This window comes from Fibrobacter sp. UWB7 (assembly GCF_900142945.1).
Lineage (GTDB): Bacteria > Fibrobacterota > Fibrobacteria > Fibrobacterales > Fibrobacteraceae > Fibrobacter.
In genome coordinates this window covers 556746-575606 of sequence record NZ_FRCO01000001.1, presented here as the reverse complement: position 1 = coordinate 575606, position 18861 = coordinate 556746, and the positions used below count along the sequence as shown (strand labels likewise).

The 18861-nt window shown below is 48.1% G+C and carries 17 protein-coding genes; 6 read left to right on the top strand and 11 right to left on the bottom strand.

Features of this window, described 5'->3' with window-relative positions:
• Positions 1-12: 12 nt before the first annotated feature.
• The gene (locus tag BUC30_RS16025) at positions 13-210 is read right to left on the bottom strand and encodes a hypothetical protein (protein WP_170861490.1); all 198 of its coding nucleotides are present in this window, start codon (positions 208-210) and stop codon (positions 13-15) included.
• Positions 211-265: 55 nt separating this feature from the next.
• On the opposite strand from BUC30_RS16025, the gene BUC30_RS02400 reads away from it, so the two are divergent.
• The 6 genes from BUC30_RS02400 (at position 266) to BUC30_RS02375 (ending at position 8632) form a co-directional block, all read left to right on the top strand.
• The gene (locus BUC30_RS02400) at positions 266-3505 is read left to right on the top strand and encodes a fibrobacter succinogenes major paralogous domain-containing protein (protein WP_073423357.1); all 3240 of its coding nucleotides are present in this window, start codon (positions 266-268) and stop codon (positions 3503-3505) included.
• Between the two features lie 370 nt (positions 3506-3875).
• Positions 3876-4433 (top strand): hypothetical protein, encoded by a 558-nt coding sequence (locus tag BUC30_RS02395; protein WP_073423356.1) that lies wholly within the window; start codon positions 3876-3878, stop codon positions 4431-4433.
• A gap of 25 nt (positions 4434-4458) precedes the next feature.
• Entirely contained in the window at positions 4459-4605 is a 147-nt protein-coding gene (locus BUC30_RS02390; RefSeq protein WP_244536449.1) for a hypothetical protein, read from the top strand.
• A 45-nt stretch (positions 4606-4650) separates the two neighbouring features.
• Positions 4651-5694, top strand: coding sequence for a GDSL-type esterase/lipase family protein (locus BUC30_RS02385; protein WP_244536448.1), 1044 nt, complete (start codon positions 4651-4653; stop codon positions 5692-5694).
• Between the two features lie 273 nt (positions 5695-5967).
• A complete protein-coding gene (locus tag BUC30_RS02380; protein WP_083555464.1) occupies positions 5968-6855 on the top strand; it encodes a TIGR02147 family protein in 888 nt (295 codons plus the stop codon).
• A gap of 7 nt (positions 6856-6862) precedes the next feature.
• The gene (locus BUC30_RS02375; protein ID WP_073423354.1) at positions 6863-8632 is read left to right on the top strand and encodes a LamG-like jellyroll fold domain-containing protein; all 1770 of its coding nucleotides are present in this window, start codon (positions 6863-6865) and stop codon (positions 8630-8632) included.
• A 99-nt stretch (positions 8633-8731) separates the two neighbouring features.
• On the opposite strand, the gene BUC30_RS02370 is transcribed toward BUC30_RS02375, so the two are convergent.
• The 10 genes from BUC30_RS02370 to panB all read right to left on the bottom strand — a co-directional run bounded on the left by BUC30_RS02370 (position 8732) and on the right by panB (position 18827).
• A complete protein-coding gene (locus BUC30_RS02370; protein WP_073423353.1) occupies positions 8732-10870 on the bottom strand; it encodes an SF1B family DNA helicase RecD2 in 2139 nt (712 codons plus the stop codon).
• 38 nt (positions 10871-10908) lie between these two features.
• Positions 10909-12444, bottom strand: coding sequence for a carbon starvation CstA family protein (locus BUC30_RS02365; protein WP_073423352.1), 1536 nt, complete (start codon positions 12442-12444; stop codon positions 10909-10911).
• A 25-nt stretch (positions 12445-12469) separates the two neighbouring features.
• Positions 12470-13156 carry a TonB-dependent receptor gene (locus BUC30_RS02360; protein ID WP_073423351.1) on the bottom strand — a complete coding sequence of 229 codons (687 nt, stop codon included), beginning with the start codon at positions 13154-13156 and terminating at the stop codon, positions 12470-12472.
• 98 nt (positions 13157-13254) lie between these two features.
• Positions 13255-14268, bottom strand: coding sequence for a quinolinate synthase NadA (gene nadA / locus BUC30_RS02355; RefSeq protein WP_015732223.1), 1014 nt, complete (start codon positions 14266-14268; stop codon positions 13255-13257).
• Positions 14269-14307: 39 nt separating this feature from the next.
• The gene (locus BUC30_RS02350; protein WP_073423350.1) at positions 14308-15135 is read right to left on the bottom strand and encodes a metallophosphoesterase; all 828 of its coding nucleotides are present in this window, start codon (positions 15133-15135) and stop codon (positions 14308-14310) included.
• Between the two features lie 33 nt (positions 15136-15168).
• Positions 15169-15900, bottom strand: coding sequence for a pseudouridine synthase (locus BUC30_RS02345; protein ID WP_073423349.1), 732 nt, complete (start codon positions 15898-15900; stop codon positions 15169-15171).
• Between the two features lie 159 nt (positions 15901-16059).
• Complete coding sequence (locus BUC30_RS02340; RefSeq protein WP_073423348.1) at positions 16060-17058, bottom strand: Ppx/GppA phosphatase family protein; 999 nt, start codon at positions 17056-17058, stop codon at positions 16060-16062.
• A complete protein-coding gene (locus tag BUC30_RS02335; RefSeq protein ID WP_015732225.1) occupies positions 17048-17404 on the bottom strand; it encodes a hypothetical protein in 357 nt (118 codons plus the stop codon). The genes BUC30_RS02340 and BUC30_RS02335 overlap by 11 nt, the downstream gene beginning before the upstream one ends.
• Before the next feature lie 91 nt (positions 17405-17495).
• Positions 17496-17849, bottom strand: coding sequence for a histone H1 (locus BUC30_RS02330; protein ID WP_073423347.1), 354 nt, complete (start codon positions 17847-17849; stop codon positions 17496-17498).
• Between the two features lie 234 nt (positions 17850-18083).
• Entirely contained in the window at positions 18084-18827 is a 744-nt protein-coding gene (gene panB / locus BUC30_RS02325; protein ID WP_014546826.1) for a 3-methyl-2-oxobutanoate hydroxymethyltransferase, read from the bottom strand.
• Positions 18828-18861: the final 34 nt, after the last annotated feature.

Below are 18861 nucleotides of genomic sequence, written 5' to 3'. Positions count from 1 at the left end.
CAAGGTGAACGCTCACGCAGGCATGCCGTATTTATGGTATGTTTCAGTTTGCTGTACCGGCTTTGGAGTCGGTCTTTGGTCGTATGGCCAATGGGCAACAGCCCTTTTGGGGCGTGGGTCGTTTGCGTTTATCGTGTAAAGGCATTCGAGAGCCTCGCTTTGGTAAATGCAACGATCTACGCCTTTCTTGTATCCATACAAAATTGGCAAAATTATTGCTAGGCAGGGGAGAAACTCCATAAGTGTATAAACAATTGAGGTCACTATGGTATTGTTCAAAAATAAGCTTTCGTTTACAGGTTTCGCAGGACTCTTTGCAAACCTTTTAAAGACTGGTGCTGCAATTTCGGTCAGTACGCTTTTATCGTGTTCTGGCGACAGTTCGTCAGGAAATCCGATTGATGAACAAAATGCAGACGATGTATCTGTTGCGGAAACTGAGATTACTGGTGTCACTCAGAAGGGACCTTTCCTAATGGGTTCCAAAGTTCAAATGTTTGAAATTTCCAATGGACATTCCCTCAATCAAACAGGTAAATCTTTTAATGGAAAGATTTCGAATGACAAGGGTGAATTTAAAATAAATGGTAGTAAGCTTGTTAGCCAGTATGTTGTTCTTGAGGCAAGCGGGTACTATCGCAATGAAATTACCGGGAAAAATTCTAATTCAGAATTGACTTTGCTTGCAATTTCAGATGTAAAAGACCGTAATACGATAAACATTAATTTGCTTACTCATTTGGAATATGAACGCGTTAATTATTTGGTGACTGAAGAAAATGCTAAAGTCGATGAGGCTAAAAAACAGGCACAAAAAGAGATTCTTAAGATTTTTGATATTGACAACAAAAATTTCAGTAACTCCGAAGATTTGAACATTGCCGGATCAAGTGATGAAGATGGTGCTTTGCTTGCGATCTCTATTATGTTGCAAGGTGATAGAAGCGAAAGTCAGCTCAGCGAACTCCTGACAAAGATTGCTATTGATATGGAAAAAGACGGCGAATGGAATGATGATTCTAAGCGGAATGAAATTGCTGATTGGGCTGCTGAAATTGTTCAAAGTGGACGTATCGAATCTATTCGAGAAAATATTGAAAAATGGAAACTGTCGAATGTCGTGCCGAATTTTGAAAAATACATCAATAATTTTTGGTGGAATAATTATGGATTCGCTGCTTGTGACAAAGACCATAATGGCAAAATTTTGCAAAATGCAAATAAACAGAGCGAAAAGTACCAAACATATTATATCTGTAAAGATGGTTTGTGGAAAGAGGCTTCTGCCTTGGAGTTTGATACCTATCAATGGGCTTCTGGTAAGGATGGAGATGATAAATACGGTTCTGTAAATTCAAAGAACTGTTACGTATTTGAAGATAAAGTGTGGCGTAGCGGAAATGCTTCGGATTGCTCGCTTGGACTGCGCGGTTGTACTGCTTTGCGTCAAGATACAGTGGGCAAGGGGAACGATAAGATTTACCATATTTGTGACAAAAAGAGTTGGCGAAATGCGACCACCTACGAAAAGGATACCTTCGGCTGGAAAGATTCTACCGGTGGCGCAATTAAGAAAGGTAATGTTACTGATACGGTTTATGTATTTGACAAGAACATTTGGCGTGCGTCAAGCAACGTTGAATCGAAACTCGGTGGCTGCGTAAGTGCAATTGCGGATTCTGTTGGGAAGGTTGGTTCGGCTTACTACATCTGTAAGTCAAATAAGTGGGTTGAAGCATCGGCGATTGAATATGACACCTATCGATGGAATGCTGGTAAGGATGGAGATAGTAAGTGGGGTAGTGTAAATACGAAGAACTGCTATGTGTATGAAAATAAAGTTTGGCGCAGAGGAAATACAAGTGATTGTTCGCTGAAATTACGCGGCTGTACTGCGTTAAGGCAAGATACTGTTGGTAAAGGTAGCGATAATGTTTGGCATAAATGTGATACAAAATCTTGGCGAAACGCGACGACTTACGAAAAGGATACCTTCGGTTGGAAGGATTCAACCGATGGTGCGATTAAGAAAGGCTATGTGACCGATAGCATCTATGTATTTGATAAAACCGTTTGGCGAGCAACGAGCATTGTAGAGGCAAAACTTGGTGGCTGCGTAAGTGCAATTGCGGATTCTGTTGGAAAGGTTGGTTCGACTTACTACATCTGCAAATCGAACAAGTGGGTTGAAGCTTCTGCGATTGAATACGATACTTATCGCTGGAATGCTGGTAAGAATGGTGAAGTTCGTTCTGGGCAAATTAACAAGGCTATCTACTACATTTATGAAACTAACAAGAACGCATGGCGAAATGCAACCACATTAGAAAAAGATACCTATGACCATAAGAACAATAAAGGTTGGGCTGATGGTGTTGATGGCGAAATAAAGAAGGGCTCATTAACAGACTCTATTTACGTATTTGATGCGACTGCGTGGCGTACTGCTGATGATATTGAAAAAGTGCTAGGCGGATGCGTGAGTGCAATACAGGATTCCGTTGGTAAGGTTGGTGATGTGTATTATATCTGCAATCCACGCAAGTGGAATGTTGCGACAACTTTGCAGTATGATACTTATAAAAGAGAGTGTTTTCAAGATGGAAAAATGTTTAATGGCAACGTGAACGCGACAACAAAATACGTATGTGATAATAGCGTGTTTAGGGCCGCGACCGAAATTGAAGTTGAGGCGGATTCTACTTGTACGAGCTATAACAGAAATGAATATTACATTTTGTCAAAATATGATGGTAAGAACAATTACTCCTATTACAAATGTACTGAAAATGGTTGGATTTTTACAACTGATAAACTAAATCAAGGCTCTATGATAGACGAACGTGATGGACACGAATACAAAACTATTGGAATTAAATCGCAAATGTGGATGGCTGAAAATCTGAATTATGCTTATTTGCAACCTACAAAAAGCTTAGATTCTAGTAGTTTTTGTTATAATAATTCTATTGATTTTTGTGAGACGTATGGACGATTGTATTTATGGAGTGCTGCTATAGATTCTGTATATTGGGCTAATCAAGGGCTAGTATGTGGGTATGCAAAGCTTTGTTCTTTCACAAATAGAGTGAAGGGGGTGTGCCCTGATGGATGGCATTTGCCAACTCAGAATGAATGGATTGAATTAGCAAATAATGTAGATCCGAATCAAAGCTCTATATGGAATACTCAGAGAGATTTTGAAAATTCCGCCAGTGAGGAACTTAGGTCTACTTCAGGTTGGTTCAATAATGGGTATACACCTGAGCCAAATGGTAAGGATACCTATGGTTTTTCGGCTATGCCTGCGGGAGGACGGGTTGAGAATTGTGGTGGTAATGGATTTTGTTATGAAAAAGAGTTAGCTTATTTTTGGAGTGTAGACAATGAAGATTATTTTGCTTATGATATGAGACTGAGTTCTGGTTTTAAATATGCTAGTATTTTGGGTGGTCAGTACAAAAAAGACGCTTACTCTGTTCGTTGCGTCAAAGATGACGAATAAGGCGAAAGAAGATTAGTTGTTGAGCGAATTTTCGTTGGACGAAGGGAGCATTGCTTGACAAAAGTTAATTAGCTATATTTGTTAATAACAATTCCCACCGCGCCTCTTAACAATGCGTACCACGGTGGGACTTCGCATTTTTAGGCGTTGTCTTTGGTTTTGCGGTCGAAATTTTCGATTGCAAATTCTCTACCATGCTGGTGGAGTTTTTCGGTATGGTGCGAATGTAAAATTGCTCGGCAAAAATGTACAACCCTCTTGACGATAGTTTTCCGATAGTCTATATTTAGTGTACGGATGAGCAAGTGTGTTGCTCTATAAACAATAAAAGCCCCGCTGTTTTCAGCATGTCTGCGGGGAGGAGTTAAAAATGAAGAATGATGTGAAGAATGGTGGCGTCAGCATTTGGCTTGATGAAATTGTTCCTTGTCTCAGGGATACCGAAACTGGCGAAATCAAGGAAACGGTTGTATTTAAAATCGAAAGTCGTTCATTCCTGAAAAAATTCAACGAAAAGAACGGTTGGGGAATCAATTGGATTGAAATTCCCGATAATGTTGAGGTCTTTGCTTTAGCGCTAAAGGAAAATAACGAAATTCAGGGTCTTATCGGAGTAAAAAATGACAAGAATTCCGTGGCTGCATTTATCCATTGGGCTTGTACTGCTCCTCGTAATAATAAGCGATTGTGTGGATCGCAAAAATACATTGGGGTAGGAGGACATCTATTTGCTATTGCTGCTGATAAATCAATTCAGTGGGGATATCAAGGCGCAATTCACGGCTTTGCCCTTAACAGAGAGCTACTTAATCACTATATTGAAGTATTAGGAGCCATATTTTTAGGGGCTTTGCACGAATACCAATTTTTCGTGAACGAAAACGCGGCTAAACATCTTTTGGAGACTTACACCTATGAATGGAACTAAAGGGCCTGTCATTCTGGCGGAATCCATGGAGGCGTATAGGGCCACTCCTGATCCGTACAAAGATGCTCCTTCAATGCATGTGAACTTGTTGGAGTTGTCTCGTTATGCAGAAAAAATCGGAAAGCCGATGTTCGAACTGACTAAGGAAGAAATAGACCAATTCCGGTTGTAATTGATCTCGTCTGCCCTCTTTCTTGATTATATTTATCACATGGTTATGAATATGTTTGGGAAGATTGTTTTGGCTGCGGCTGCTGTGTCGTCAGCAATGGTGGCGTCGGCGTTTGCGGCGGGCAAGGTCGCTTGCGTTGGCAATAGCATCACGTATGGTTACGGGATTGAGTCCTGGCCGGACCAAACGAGCTACCCGCATCATTTGCAGGGGATGCTTCGCGAAAATGCGCCGAGCGATACGGTCGAAAATTTTGGTGTGAGCGGGCTTACGGTCCGCAAGGACGATCAGGCTTCTTACTGGAAAGGTTACCGCTTTGCGCCGGCGATAGAATTCGCTGCAGATACGGTTATCATTGAGCTGGGAACGAACGATTCGAAATCGTACACGACTTGGAATACTCCGGAGCAGGATGCTGCGGTGGATTCTGCAATCACGGCAGATTTTGAAGCGTTGATTGATACGTTCCAGGTGAAGTCGAAACCGCATGTCTTTATTTGCTTGGCGCCTTATGTGAACAACGTTGAATGGAATATCCTTGATACGGCTGTCGTAAAGCGCGTGAATCCGGCTATTTTGCGGGCTGGGCTTGAAAAGGGTGTGAACGTGATTGACTTGCATTCACGTTTTAGCGCCCTTGAAAATCCGAGCTGGTATTTGGAAGATATGGTGCATCCGTCTGTCGAGGGCGCAAAGCACTTGGCAGAAATTGTGTATGCGCATTTGCAGATGGATACGTTGCTTGTAACGCAGGATGGCTCGACGCTCAGAGCTCCGAAGGGCTTTGGTTACCAGTGGTACAAAGACGGGAAACTGCTTGATGGCGAAACGCTTGAAACACTTGAGGTTTCGGAAGTAGGCGAGTACAAGGTTTCTGTGAAGGTGGACGAAAAGACGCTTTCGCGGATTGTGACGGCTCCGTTGAAAGTCGAAAAGACGACTGCCTTGAAGCCAGGTGCTCGTGAAATCGCTCGCGAAAATTCGGCGGGTGTTGCGAATATGGCTAAATCGGTGCAACGCTTTGACGCTCAAGGTCGTGTTTTGAATGCTCGCGGACCATCGCACCAGAAGGTCTATAGAAAACGCTAAAACTGAAAAGGGAACGACCGGAGTCGTTCCCTATGTGTTTGAGAGATGGACCTGTTCTCGTAGCACCGCTAGAGCTTGTTTTGGTGTGGGGCTTTTATAGCTCAATCCGATGCCAGAGCAAAATTCCTTTTTCTATAAAGATAGATGTGTGTGCCCTAAATGTCGAGGGAAAACTGGTGTCGTGGGAACAAAGCGTCCTCGGCAGACAACGATTTAGGGGATGTTTTTAGGGCTTTTTTACCGAATATCGGCTTTACAATATATTTTTAGAGTATGAAATCCAGTGCAGAAAAATTGCAGCCTGAAGAGCGTCTCGGTTCTATCCCTCCGAAGCGCATGTCGGTTTTTGAATTTGATGATTACCGCGCTTATTTGCGGCACTATTTTGAGTGTGCGCAAGCCTTGAACCGCCGTTATTCGCTGCGGAGTTTTTCGGACAAGCTTGGATTTTCGTCCAAGGATTTTATTTCGCGTGTGATGAAGGGCGAAAAGAGCCTCACACCGGCGAGCATTGCAAAAATTGTCGGTGGATTGCAATTCGATGAAAGCGAGGCTGCGTATTTTGAGGCGATGGTGCTGTTCTGCCAGGCGTCCAACGACGACGAGCGTGAAAATTACAAGAAGCGCATGGAAGAAATTACGGCGACTTACCGTTTCACGCAGCAGATGCTTTTGACTCGCGCATACCAGTATGAAGTTTATTCGCATTGGTACTATTCCGCGATCCGCTCGATTATCGGGATGATTGGTTTTGATGGCGATTACGATGCTCTCGGGGCGCGCTTGATGCCGCCGATTTCTGGAGAGCAGGCGCGGCAGGCGGTGGATTTGCTGGAACGCGTTGGGCTGATCAAGAAGGACGCCAAGGGCAACTGGATTTTGAACAATCCGGCGATTAGCACAGGCGACAAGGTCATCCAGCAGGCGTTTATCAATTACCACAAGGAATTTATTGATTTGGCGAAGGAGTCCATTACCAATGTCCCTTCGACAGAAAGGAACGTGAGCAGTGTGACTCTCGGCATTTCGGAGGCTTCTTACAAGAAAATTGTCAAGTGCATCAATGAGTTCCGCAAAAAAATTTCTATGATTGCTAATGAGGACGAGGACGGTGGCCGCGTTTTCCAGATGAATATCCAGATTTTCCCGTTGTCCAAGTGAGGATGCAATGAAACGAAATACTCGATTGGCTAAATCGGCGGTTTCTGCATTGTTCGCGTTGCAGGCGTTGCTTGCAATGGTTTTCCTCGTATCTTGCTCCGACAATAAGGTGGCGGGCGGGAACAGTTCCGAAGTTGGTTCCCCGGAATTGATGGGTACGCTTGCGTTTATGGACGGTTCGCAAGTTTCTGCGAAAGTTGCGTCTTACGCCCGAGTTTACTGCGTCCCGGCGGATTTCGATCCTGCAAAAGAAGATAGCACGTCGTACTACACAACGACTGCGGATTCGATGGGACATTTTGCATTTGATAACTTGCCTGAGGGCGTTTACAACTTGGAAGCGTTTTATGAAGTGCCGGATGGAAAGTCTTTTGCACTTCGTGAGTCGGGGCTGAAAATTGCGACAGATTCTGTGCAATCTGTTGATTTGGAAATGAATCAAAGCCGCGATATTAAGGTTTATTTGCCTGAATCCAAGGACTCGCTGGCGAGTGTTTCTATCGTGGGTTCAACGTACAAGGCGACTGCAAAAATTGCTGAGGATGACGTTGGGGCGTATGCGATTTTTACCAATGTGCCGGCATCGTACTATGATTCGGTACAAGTGAGTACTTCGGAGGGCTCTAATAGCATCAAGGCTGTTTATGTTGGTGGTCCGGATGCTGTTCCGACGCTTTTCTATGATGAGTCGGTTCGCACTTTGGAAATCCCGCTCAACACGGCGGCGATGGGCATTGACTTACACGATACCATCGAAGGATTCCCGCTGTATGTCCGCTTGAGTGACTTGAATGCAGATGACCGCAAGTCGCTTGTCAAGAATCTTTATTCGCTAAAAGTTTATTTGGAGCCTGCTTCGGACTGGACAACATTCAAGGTCGTTTATGACAAGGATTCTGTCCCGACGGGGCTGTGGGTTCGCTTGTCGACGCTTTACCCGCAACGCGAAACGCAGAAGCTCGTTTTCGCGTGGAATGCTGGGGCGGCGGAACTCTCGGATAATGTCGCCGGTTCAAGTGATGCTGGTACTGCCGGAAATGCGCAGGCCTTGATTCGCGCCGCAGATCCGTTCTCTTTCACAGATGGCTTTGTGGCGGCGTGGAACTTTGATGAATCTGAATTCCCGGATTCATCAGTCTTGACTTCTGGCGATAATCCGTTCAAGGGACGCGTCACTGATGTTGTTACTGGCGATGGAATTGTTGGCGGAGCATTTGTATTTAACGGAAAATCTTCCATTATTGAAATTCAGGAATCCGCAGATTATTGGGGCTTTGCGTTGAAGGATACGTCTAGCTTTACATCGTCATTCTGGGTGAATGTTGAGGATACTTCGACATCTCGATTCATTTGGGGCAAGTTCGAAGCGGAATACCACTTCAAGTATCAGGCTGGTGATAGCGATAGGTCGAGTTGGATGTTCAAGGAACTCGATGAATCGGATTTGGATCATTGGTATGAGGCTAGCATCGCGACTGCGCCGGAAGTGGATTACAAGCAGTGGGTTCATTTTACGGTCGTCAAGTCGGGCGATTCAACGGCGATATACAGGAACGGTGAACTTGAAGAAACTATGGTTAGCCGCAACCATACGGATGATAAGCGTACATCGGATGGCTCGTTTATCATTGGCGCCCGTAAGCAGTCCAGTGGGAAGGTGGACCGTGTTTTCAAGGGTTCGCTTGATGAACTTTACTTTATGAATAAGGCGAAAGGTTCTGAATGGGCGAGGCTCGTGTACCTGAACCAAAAGCCAACCGGCTACTGGCCGAAATAGATTTGGTCGTTAGTCATTAGTTATTAGTCAATAATGATGAAAATCGTCGCATGCCTGTGCTGAAATGCTCGCGCATTTTGCGACTCGTCATCCTCGGAGCTAACCCAGCTTTTCAGTAAGTCTTGTATATCGTCTTGTGCTGCGGTTGTTGCGCACGGCTTGGTAAAACGCTCCCGGTGCAGATAAAATCCACACATGGCCTTTAGCACGTGTGATGGCTGTGTAGATGAGGTTACGCTGTAGCATGATGCTGTGGCTCGAATCAAGCACCACGATGACGGCGGGGTATTCGCTGCCCTGGCTTTTGTGGATGGTGCAGGCATAGGCGAGTATGAGTTCATCGACTTCGTCGGGTTCGTAATCGACGGTCTTGTCGTCGTAAAAGACGGTAATTTTTTTCGTGTCTTTCCCGATTTTGTAGATGATACCGACGTCTCCGTTAAACACGTTCTTGTCGTAGTTGTTGCGGATTTGCATCACGCGGTCGCCGGTACTCCAGTTGCCGCTTGCAATCTTGATGCGTTCCTTGCCGGGGTTCAGGAGGTCTTGCAAGAAGTTGTTCAGCTCGTAAATGCCGAGCGGTCCTTTGCGCATCGGCGTGAGGAGCTGCATCTCTTGCGTATCGATGTCAATTTTTTCCTTGATGCCGCGCGTGACGAGGCGGGCGATGATGTCTTTAGCTTCATCGGCCGACTCGTAGGGCAAAAAGTGGAAGTTCGTTCCTTCGATGGGCGAGGGGCTAATGCCCTGATTTATTTTAGATGCTTTGTCGGCGATATCGTTTCCGCCGGCCTGGCGGAAAATGTGCTGAAGGCGGGTGCTCGGAATCTTGGGGCAACGCAACAAGTCGTTCAGCACATTGCCAGCTCCCACGCTGGGGAGCTGGTCGGCATCGCCTACGAGAACGATTCTCGCATTGAGTGGCGTCGCTTCGAGGAGCGAGGCGGCAAGCCACGTATCGACCATACTGAATTCATCGACGATGAGCAAATTGCATTGGAGCTTGTTGTCTCCATCGCGGTGGAACTTGCCCGAAATCGGGTCCACTTCAAGCAGACGGTGGATCGTGCGGGCTTTCTCGCCACAGCATTCGCCCATGCGTTTGGCGGCGCGCCCTGTCGGGGCGGTGAGGCTTACGCATTCTTCCATTTGGCGGGCGAGGTACAAAATTCCCTTGAGGATTGTTGTCTTACCGGTGCCGGGGCCACCTGTGATGATGGAAATCTTTCGCGAGAGCGCCATCTGGATAGCGCGTTTCTGGATGGGGTCAAAGCTGAACTTATGTTCGCGTTCCCACTGCGCCAGGGCGTCTTCGAAGCCTTCCGTTGAAAGCTCGTTGTATCGCAAACGGAGCTTGATGTTGTCTGCGATGCGCTGCTCGGCTTTGTAGAGAGGCGGAAAATAGCAGTCGTCACCTTCGCGCGTGATACGCCCGCTTTCGCTTGCCTTTTCGAATTCGTCGAGGAGCGTGTTGATGGCGCCTTCGTCGTCCTGCATTAAACGCAAGTTGCGGAACGTGCGTTCCAGGAGCACGTTCTTCGGCAAAAACACATGTCCATCGCTAACCGACGCTTCTTGCAATGTGTAAAGCAATGCTGCTTGGAATCGCTCGGGACTGTCTTTCGGGAATCCGACTTTCTGCGCGATTTCGTCAGCTTTCAAGAATCCGATACCCCAAACTTCTTCGCAGAGCATGTATGGGTTCTGCGTGATCCGTTCAATTGTCGCTTGCCCGAACTTGTTCCAAAGACGCTTAGCTACACTGCCGACAATTTCGTGCTTGTACAAGAACAGCATCGTTTCGCGGCTGTGACGCGCTTCTTGCCAACGTGCCAAAAAAGCTTCCACCTTGCGGGCGGGGAAACCTTTGATTTTTACTTCGCGGAATTTGTCCGGATCGTTGTCGAGAATGTCAGCGGTTGCATCGCCAAAAGCTTCCACAATGCGTTCGGCAATCTTTTGCCCCACACCCGGGAATTGACCGCTTGCCAAGTATTCAAGGATATCGTTGTCTTCGGTGGCGAGGTATTCAAAAGAAGTCGCCTGGAACTGCTTACCGTATTTCGGATGCGAACCCCAGTCGCCTTCTACAGAGATGGTTTCGCCAGGCTGCAAAGCGGGGAAAGTACCCGTGACGACAACGACTTTCTTGCTTTCGATATCGTTCAGGCGCATCACGGTAAAGCCATTTTGCTGGCTATGGAACGTGATGCTTTTGATTGAACCTTTAACTTGCACGAATTTTGCGGCGCTTGTAAAGCTTACGAATCTCTAGTTTACTGAGCCTTCGGAATTTTACCTTCGTCCAGTTCCGGTCTCCAAACATCGGCATCGAAACCAGGCATCTTGGTAAGCTCCTTGCCGCGAACGCAGAGGAAGAATCCGAGAATAGCGGCATCGTGGAGTGCAATCACGAGTGCAGTCTTGTAGTCGAGACCAAAGCCGAGCGGAGCGCCCTTGAGGTTTTCCGGGCTCACCCAGAGGATGTAATCAGCCGTAATGAACGTCATGAACATGCACGGGATAAGCGCAATCCAGAAGTTCTTCTTTTTACTGCGGAGATAAACGGTTGCCACGCAGAGGCTGCAAACGGCCATGAGCTGGTTGCTCCAGCTGAAGTAGTTCCACAAGATATTGAAACCTTCGGGGTTCAAGTTGCTCCAGAAGATAATCACAGCGCAGAGAGCGAACATCGGAATCGTGAGAATCAAACGGTTACGCACGGAGGTCTGTTCAAGGCCCGTAAGTTCAGCAATCGTAAGGCGGAGGCTGCGGAGGCTTGTGTCGCCACTTGTAATAGCAAGGATAATTACGCCCACGACCACGAGGATCGAAATCGGAGCCCAAGGAATCACGGTCGAAACGAGAACGCTCAAAACCTTCACGCCCGAAGCGCCTGTCAAAAGTTCCGGCATCTGGTGATAAATGAACATGCCACCTGCGGCCCAAATCATACCAATCAAACCTTCAATAATCATCATGCCGTAGAACGTCTGGCGACCGGTCTTTTCGGTCACTTCCGTACGGGCAACGAGCGGGCTTTGTGTGCTGTGGAATCCGCTGATGATGCCGCAAGCAATCGTCACGAAGAGCATCGGGATGATCGGCTGGCCAGCCGGATGCTTGTGGAAGTTGCTCATGATGTCTGCAAAGCAGAATTCATCGAGGACGTTCAAGTTCGGGATGATGCCCACGAAAATAGCGAGGGAGGCGAGAATCAGGAGGGCGCCAAAAACCGGGTAGATGCGGCCGATAATCTTGTCAATCGGGAAGAAGGTGCTGATGAAGTAGTAGGCAAAAATGACGGCGACGGCAATCCAGAAAAGAGTCGGCGAAACGTGGCTGCCTGCGAGAATCGGCGTATTCACGAGTGCTGCCGGAGTGTTGGTGAACACGGCGCCAACGAGAATGAGCGCGACCGAGATAAGTGTCATCACAAGCTTTGCCGGACCCTTGCCTAAGAACTTACGGGAGAGTGCCGGGACGTTGTAACCGTTGTTGCGCATGCTGATCATGCCGCTGAAGTAGTCGTGCACTGCGCCGCCGAGGACGTTTCCGAGCGGGAGCAAGATGAACACGATGGCGCCAAACTTGATGCCGAGAATCACGCCAATCACAGGGCCAATGCCTGCAATGTTCAAAAGCTGAATGAGAACGTTTTTCCAGTGCGGCATCGGGACGCGGTCAACGCCATCCGGGTTTGCGAGCGCGGGAGTCTTGCGGTCATCAGGTCCGAACACGCGTTCGACGAACTTGCCGTAGGTGAAATATCCAAGGATGAGGATTGCAACACCAATTAGGAATGTTATCATTTTTTGTGCCTTCTTTAGTTTTTAATTAAAACTGAACCATGGCTCCGATGGAAACGGCTATGTAGGTTTGCCAATAGTAGCTGATATCGAGTTCGTGGAAATCGACAGTTCCACTATTCTTTGTATGGACTGATTTATACCAGTTTTCGTAAATGCGTAAAGCAGAAGTGAGCCCAAAGTTATCTGTGATGAAATAACGTATTTGAGTCACAAATGCAATTGCAGAACCGTTCAGCTCGGAATCGAAAAATCCTTTGGCATTGGAAACGTTATCTTTTATAGTCAATTTTGAGAAAGAATACCCGAGACCGACACCTACCTGGAAAAAGTCAGGATAGAAAAAGTTGTATGTCCCTTCAAGTCCGAATCTCCAAAAGCGCATGTCCTGTTCGTTTTGGGGGGCGGGCAAAGTCGGGATGGAGCCTTGCATGGTCCAGTATTGGAAAGAGGCGGCAAGGGTGAATTCGCGAATGTTTACACCGATATTGTAGTCCGGAGAAACGATAACTTTGGTATTGGGCAAATGGACGGTTTCATCGATACCGTCGTCTTTCAAGACCATGGCGCGGTCAAAAAGGTCACCGCGATTGGCTATAACATTAAAACCGATGCTGGCGAAATAAGTGCGTGGCCAGTAGGTAAAATCACTGTCTTCGGGTTGTGCAAAAATAGCGGAACACAACAAGGTTAAAGCTAATAAAAATTTCTTCATCTTTTATCCTCCAAGAGTTTTTGACATCCCACAATCCGAGTGTCGCAAAGATAGAAATTTTGAAGTCGCTTGTTGTGAACCGCTGTGGCTTATGCGAATTATTCAGCGTATTTGAACATGGCGTCGATGCACTTCTTTGCCTTCACGCGCACGCCTTCGTCGAGCGAGATGTGTTCTGCCTTTTCGGGGTGGCGGAGAGCTTCCAAGATGTTTTCGAGCGAGTTCGACTTCATGTACTTGCACATGCAGCAACTACCGATAAAGTTCATATCGGGGTGTTCGTAGTGCATACGGGCGTTGAGACCGCATTCCGTGAGGAGCAAGATGCAGCTGTCTTTGGGCTGTTGATTGATGTAGCTCACCATCTGACCTGTGCTTCCGACGTAGTCACTGAGCATGGCGACGGACGGGTTGCATTCCGGGTGGCTAATCACCTTGAGATTCGGGTTTTGGCTACGGAAGAATTGGATCAAATCCGGGTCGTAGTTTTCGTGAACGTAGCAGCAGCCGTTATAGAGCTTGATATCCTTCTTGACACCGCGACGCTTCATTTCGTCGATGATGTTCTGACCCATGAGGGCATCCGGTACAAAGAAAATCTTGTCGGACGGAATCGTTTCGACGATGTGCATCACGTTACCGCTAGTCACGCAGACGTCGCAGGCTGCCTTCACGTCGGCAGTCGTGTTGATGTAGCAGACAAACGTGTAGTCCGGATTCTGCTTGCGGAGTTCTTCGACGTCCTTGCCGGTAATGGAATCGGCGAGGCTGCAACCCGTGAGCGGGCCCGGGATAATCACGTCCTTCTGCGGGTTCAAAATCTTGGCGGTTTCGCCCATGAAACGCACGGCAGAGAAGAGGATCGTCTTTTGCTGGACGGTGGTAGCGTCCTTGCTGAGCTTAAAGCTATCGCCAGTGAAGTCGGCAACGCCCAAAAGAATTTCAGGAGCGCAGTAGCTGTGGGCGAGGATAACGGTATCCTGCTGCTTTTTGAGCTCGTTGATTTCGTTGATGAGCGGGAGCATCTTTTCCACCTTTTCCATGGTGTAAGTGCAAAGGGCTGCGCCCGGCTTGACGGACTTGAGACGATTGTAAAGTTCTTCTGCTGTCATTGTGTTACCTAGATTATTGCCTAGTTAAAAGATAGTAAATTAATACCCGGCCCATTCAGCGCTGATGGAGGGGCTTGCCTTGCGGATGTTCGATTCTTCGGGTGTCTCTTCCTTGCAGGCGATGTCGCCACTTGCAATCCGTTCCTTGATTTCGTCGAACGTCTTGGGTGGCACGGAATCGGGGGAGTTGTCGCCGAGCACTTTGCAGGGGGCGGCTTCGGATTCTTTTGCCTTGTCCTTGACGGGCGTGTATTCGCGGAGTGCGGGGACGCTGTAGAACTTGTCTTCTTCGGGACACCAGGCGGTGAGAGCCTTGCCGTAGACGCATCCGGAATCGAGACCGATAAATCCGGGAATGTTCACGAAGCCCATCTTGGCCCAATGTCCAAAGATGACGAGCTTGTTCCACTGGACCTGTTCAAACCAGGGCTTGTCATTCCAGTAGCGGATGGAAAGGAGCACTTCGGGGCTCATGTCTTCGAGACGCGTCTTGCCCGGTTCTAGGCCTGCGTGCACGAGGAGGGCGTGCGGCGTGTCGCGCCAGAGCGGCCAGTTCTTCACGGTATCGCGGATGTAAACCCATTCGTCAAGCGAGAGTGCCTTGAAGCGTTTCTTCTGCTTCTCGGTCCAGTTGCTCTTGGGCGTTTCCATCATGCGGATGAGATGTTCTTCGTGATTCCCGCGGACGGTCAGAATGCCAAGTTCCTCGACAATGCGCATGGCGCGCATCATATCGGGACCTTTGTTGATGATATCGCCGGTCTGGTAAATGGTATCGCTACCGCGCACAAAGCCGAATTGGTCGATAATCGCAGAGAGTTCGTCTGCGCAACCATGAACATCACCGATATATAAAGTACGTTTCATTATTAGTAGACTGTAGGAAGTGCGGCGATGCCGTTATAAGTGTACAGCTTGTCTTAACTTGTTGAGCTCGTTGGGCGTGAGTTCGCGGAATTCGCCTGCGGGCAAGTCGCCGAGCTGAATCTGGCAGTAGCTTACGCGCTTGAGGTCGCGGATTTCGTAACCGATGGCACGCATCATGCGGCGGATTTCACGGTTCTTGCCTTCGATAAGCACAAGTTCTGCAAATCCGTTTTCGAGATAGACGTCTGTTGCAAATGCGATTTCTTCTCGTGCGTCCGGATCTTCCGGGTCGCGGATGTCCACGCCATCGACCAAGCGCTGGGCGGCAGATTCGCTGAGCGGACGCGTTGTCCACACGTAGTAGCTGCGCGGCACTTCAAAACTCGGGTGCGTGAGGCGGTAAAGCAATTCGCCGTCGTCGGTGAAAAGCAAGAGACCGCGGCTTTGCAAGTCGAGTCGTCCAACGTACTTGAAATTATGGTATCCCGGTGGCAAGTAATCGTAAACTGTGCGGCGGCCCTGCGGGTCGTCCTTGGTGCAAACACAACCAGCCGGCTTGTGGAGCATGATGACTTTTGTTTTCTTGTTTGTCGGGAGCTTCAGCAACTTTCCGTCAACCGTCACCTGGTCCTTGGTTTCGTCCACTTGATGGCCGAGGTCGGAAATCGTTTCTCCGTTCACCTGTACGCGACCGTCGGCGACGAGTTCGTCTGCGGCACGGCGGCTAGCAAAACCACTGAGAGAAATGTACTTGTTTATACGCATAATCTTTTTGCTCTGTCATCCTGGAGCCTCGTAGAGGCGATAGGATCCATCAAGCATCTCCTTTATTTGTCAATGGTCATTAGTCATTGGTCTATGGTCAATAGCTATCGCAAACAACAAACAACTAATAACTAATGACTAACTACTAATAACTATCAACTAACTTTTCAAAAATGCCGGGCGCTTCTTTGGTTTGGGTTCCGGTTCTTTTTCAGGCGGGTAGAGCAAACCGAAGCGGAGTCCTGCCGTACTGATCTTGAACGTTTCTACACGGAGCTTTTCGAGGAGCGAACGCAACCAGAAAAGTCCGCAAATGATAACTTCGTGACGACCGTTTCCAAGTCCCGGGAGCATCGCGCGGAGTTCTTTCGAAAGGTTCGTGATGCGCGTGGTGACCGCTTCAAGGTCGGCAAGGCTCATTTCGAGACCTTCAATCGCCTTGTAGTCAAACGTTTGGCTGTTCAAGAAGACCATTGCAAGTGCGGTGCCTGTACCACCGATAAGGTAGACTGGCTTTTTCGTCATACCCTTGAAAGACAAGTCCTTGAACGTTTCCTTGATAAACTTCTTGTATTCCGGACCGGGAATCGGGCCCATCGCCTTGAACATCTTGAGAGCGCCAACGGGAATCGAGAAAGTCGTTTCGCCGTTGCTGAGTTCTGTGGAACCACCACCGATGTCAATCGTGACGTTTCCTTCGCCGTGCCATTCCTTGACGGAACGGTAGGTGAGCTTGCCTTCTTCTTCGCCGGTGATGACGCGTGGCTTGACCCATACTGCTTTTTCGACAGCTTCAATCACTTCGTCCGGATTTGTGGCCTTGCGCATGGCTTCGGTCATGGCGACTGCCTTGAGGTCTGCGCCGAGAGCGTGTAAGTCCATGCGGAACTTGGTCATGATGTTGACGAGTTCCTGGATGCGTTCGGGCGTGATTTTCCCGTGTTCGTAAATGTCTTCGCCGAGGCGGCAGACTTCGACCTTCTGGAGTTTTGGCACGAGAATCTTGCGTGGGGCTGCAGGCGCTTCGCTTGATGCGGCGGGTGTTTCAGTCGTTTCGGGTGCAACCGCTGCTGCGGCGGGTACGTCTTCGAACGCTGCGATTAGCAAAATGCAGCTGTGACTCCCGATGTCGATGGTTGCCTGTAGTTTATTTTCCACTTTCGGCCTCGTCCGTTTTTTCTTCTTGCTGATTCATCTTTTTCAGCATGATGTTCTTCATCTTTTCAGCGAGGGCGCCTGGATTTGTGAGGAACTGCTTGGCGTGAGCGATTGCTTCTTCGACGACGGATTCCGGGTACTTGGAACTCCATGCGGCGACGATGTCGCCAGTCGTGCTGCCGAGCGGTTTCTTTTCGCGGATTTCCTGGCCCATCTTGAGAGCGAGCAAAAGTCCGAGTTCAAATGCTTTCGGTTCTGCTTCGGCTTCGATCATCTTTTCGATGCGGGCGATGCGTTCTTCAAAGGGAATGTTCTGCGAATTGGTCAAATCATTTTCTGAAATCATGCCACAAAAATAGTAAACGTGGGGCGTGGCGCCAATATAAAAAAAGACCCGCAGAGGTCTGCGGGTCAAAATCGTTGGGTCAAAAAGAAGATTACTTCTTTGCCGGAGCTTTCTTTGCTGCAGTAGCCGGCTTCTTTGTAGCAGTAGCGGGCTTCTTAGCAGCAGTCGGCTTCTTGGCAGCGGCCGGCTTCTTAGCGGCAGCGGGCTTCTTAGCAGCGGCCGGCTTCTTAGCGGCAGCCGGCTTCTTAGCAGCGGCCGGCTTCTTAGCAGCGGCCGGCTTCTTAGCAGCAGCAGGCTTCTTAGCAGCGGCCGGCTTCTTAGCAGCAGCCGGCTTCTTAGCAGCGGCCGGCTTCTTAGCGGCAGCGGGTTTCTTGGCAGCGGCCGGCTTCTTAGCAGCAGCGGGTTTCTTTGTTGCCTTTTTAGTAGCGGTTGTTTCGGTAGCCATTTTTTTTCTTCCTTTTTTGTTATTTATTTGTTGATACCTGAAAAATAACTTCTTTTTCACAAATAATCAACAATTATTTTATAAAAATTCAATTTTTTCTTGAAAAAATTTGTTATGGAAAATCGGTCGGATTGAAATTGTATGTAAAGAAAAAATCGACCTCTTCTGAGATCGATTCTGCCAGTAATAAAATTAATTATGTTGTTTGAATTTTAGGTTTTAGTTCGTTCGAAATTAAGCTCTTGCCTTGACACTTTCGATGTATTTCTTAACTCCTTGAACACCAACAGAATACATGTCTACGAACTTTGTGGCAAATGGCGGAATTTTGTTCGGGTGCATGCCGAGAGCGTCGTGCATCACGAGAACATGACCGTCTGTGAACTTGCCGCCACCGATGCCAATGGTGGGAATGCTGATTTCGTCGGTGATTTTTTTGCCGAGTTCTTCGGGAATGTGCTCGAGAACGGTTTCGAAGCAAAGCCCTTCCACAAACTTGGCGGCTTCTTCAATGGCGCGAGCTTCTTCTTCGGTGCGGCCTTTCTGCTTGAAGTTTTCTGCGGTCTGCGGTAAAAGTCCAAGATGCCCGCAGACGGGAATTCCTTTTTCGTGCAAGAACTCGAGAACGCCAGCGGGTGTGCCTTCAATTTTTACGCTAGAGGCTCCCACATCCATGAGACGGCGGGCGTTGTCGTAAGCGGTTTGCGGATCTTTGTCGCTCAAGTAGGGCATGTCGGCGACTACGTGAGTGTTTGGGGCGCCACGGCAGACGGCTGCTGTGAAGATGAGCATTTCGGTCATGCCGATTTCACGCGTGCTCTTGTAACCGAGCATTGTGTTTGCAAGGCTATCGCCTACGAGAATCTGGTCAATTCCGGCGGCTTCAGCAATATTTGCGAAAGCGAAGTCGTAGGCGGTGATCATGGAAATCATTTCGTGCTTGGATTTTTTTGCTTTGATATCTTCTGGTGTTAACATGATGACCTCTTCACTTAAACTTTTTCAACTATGG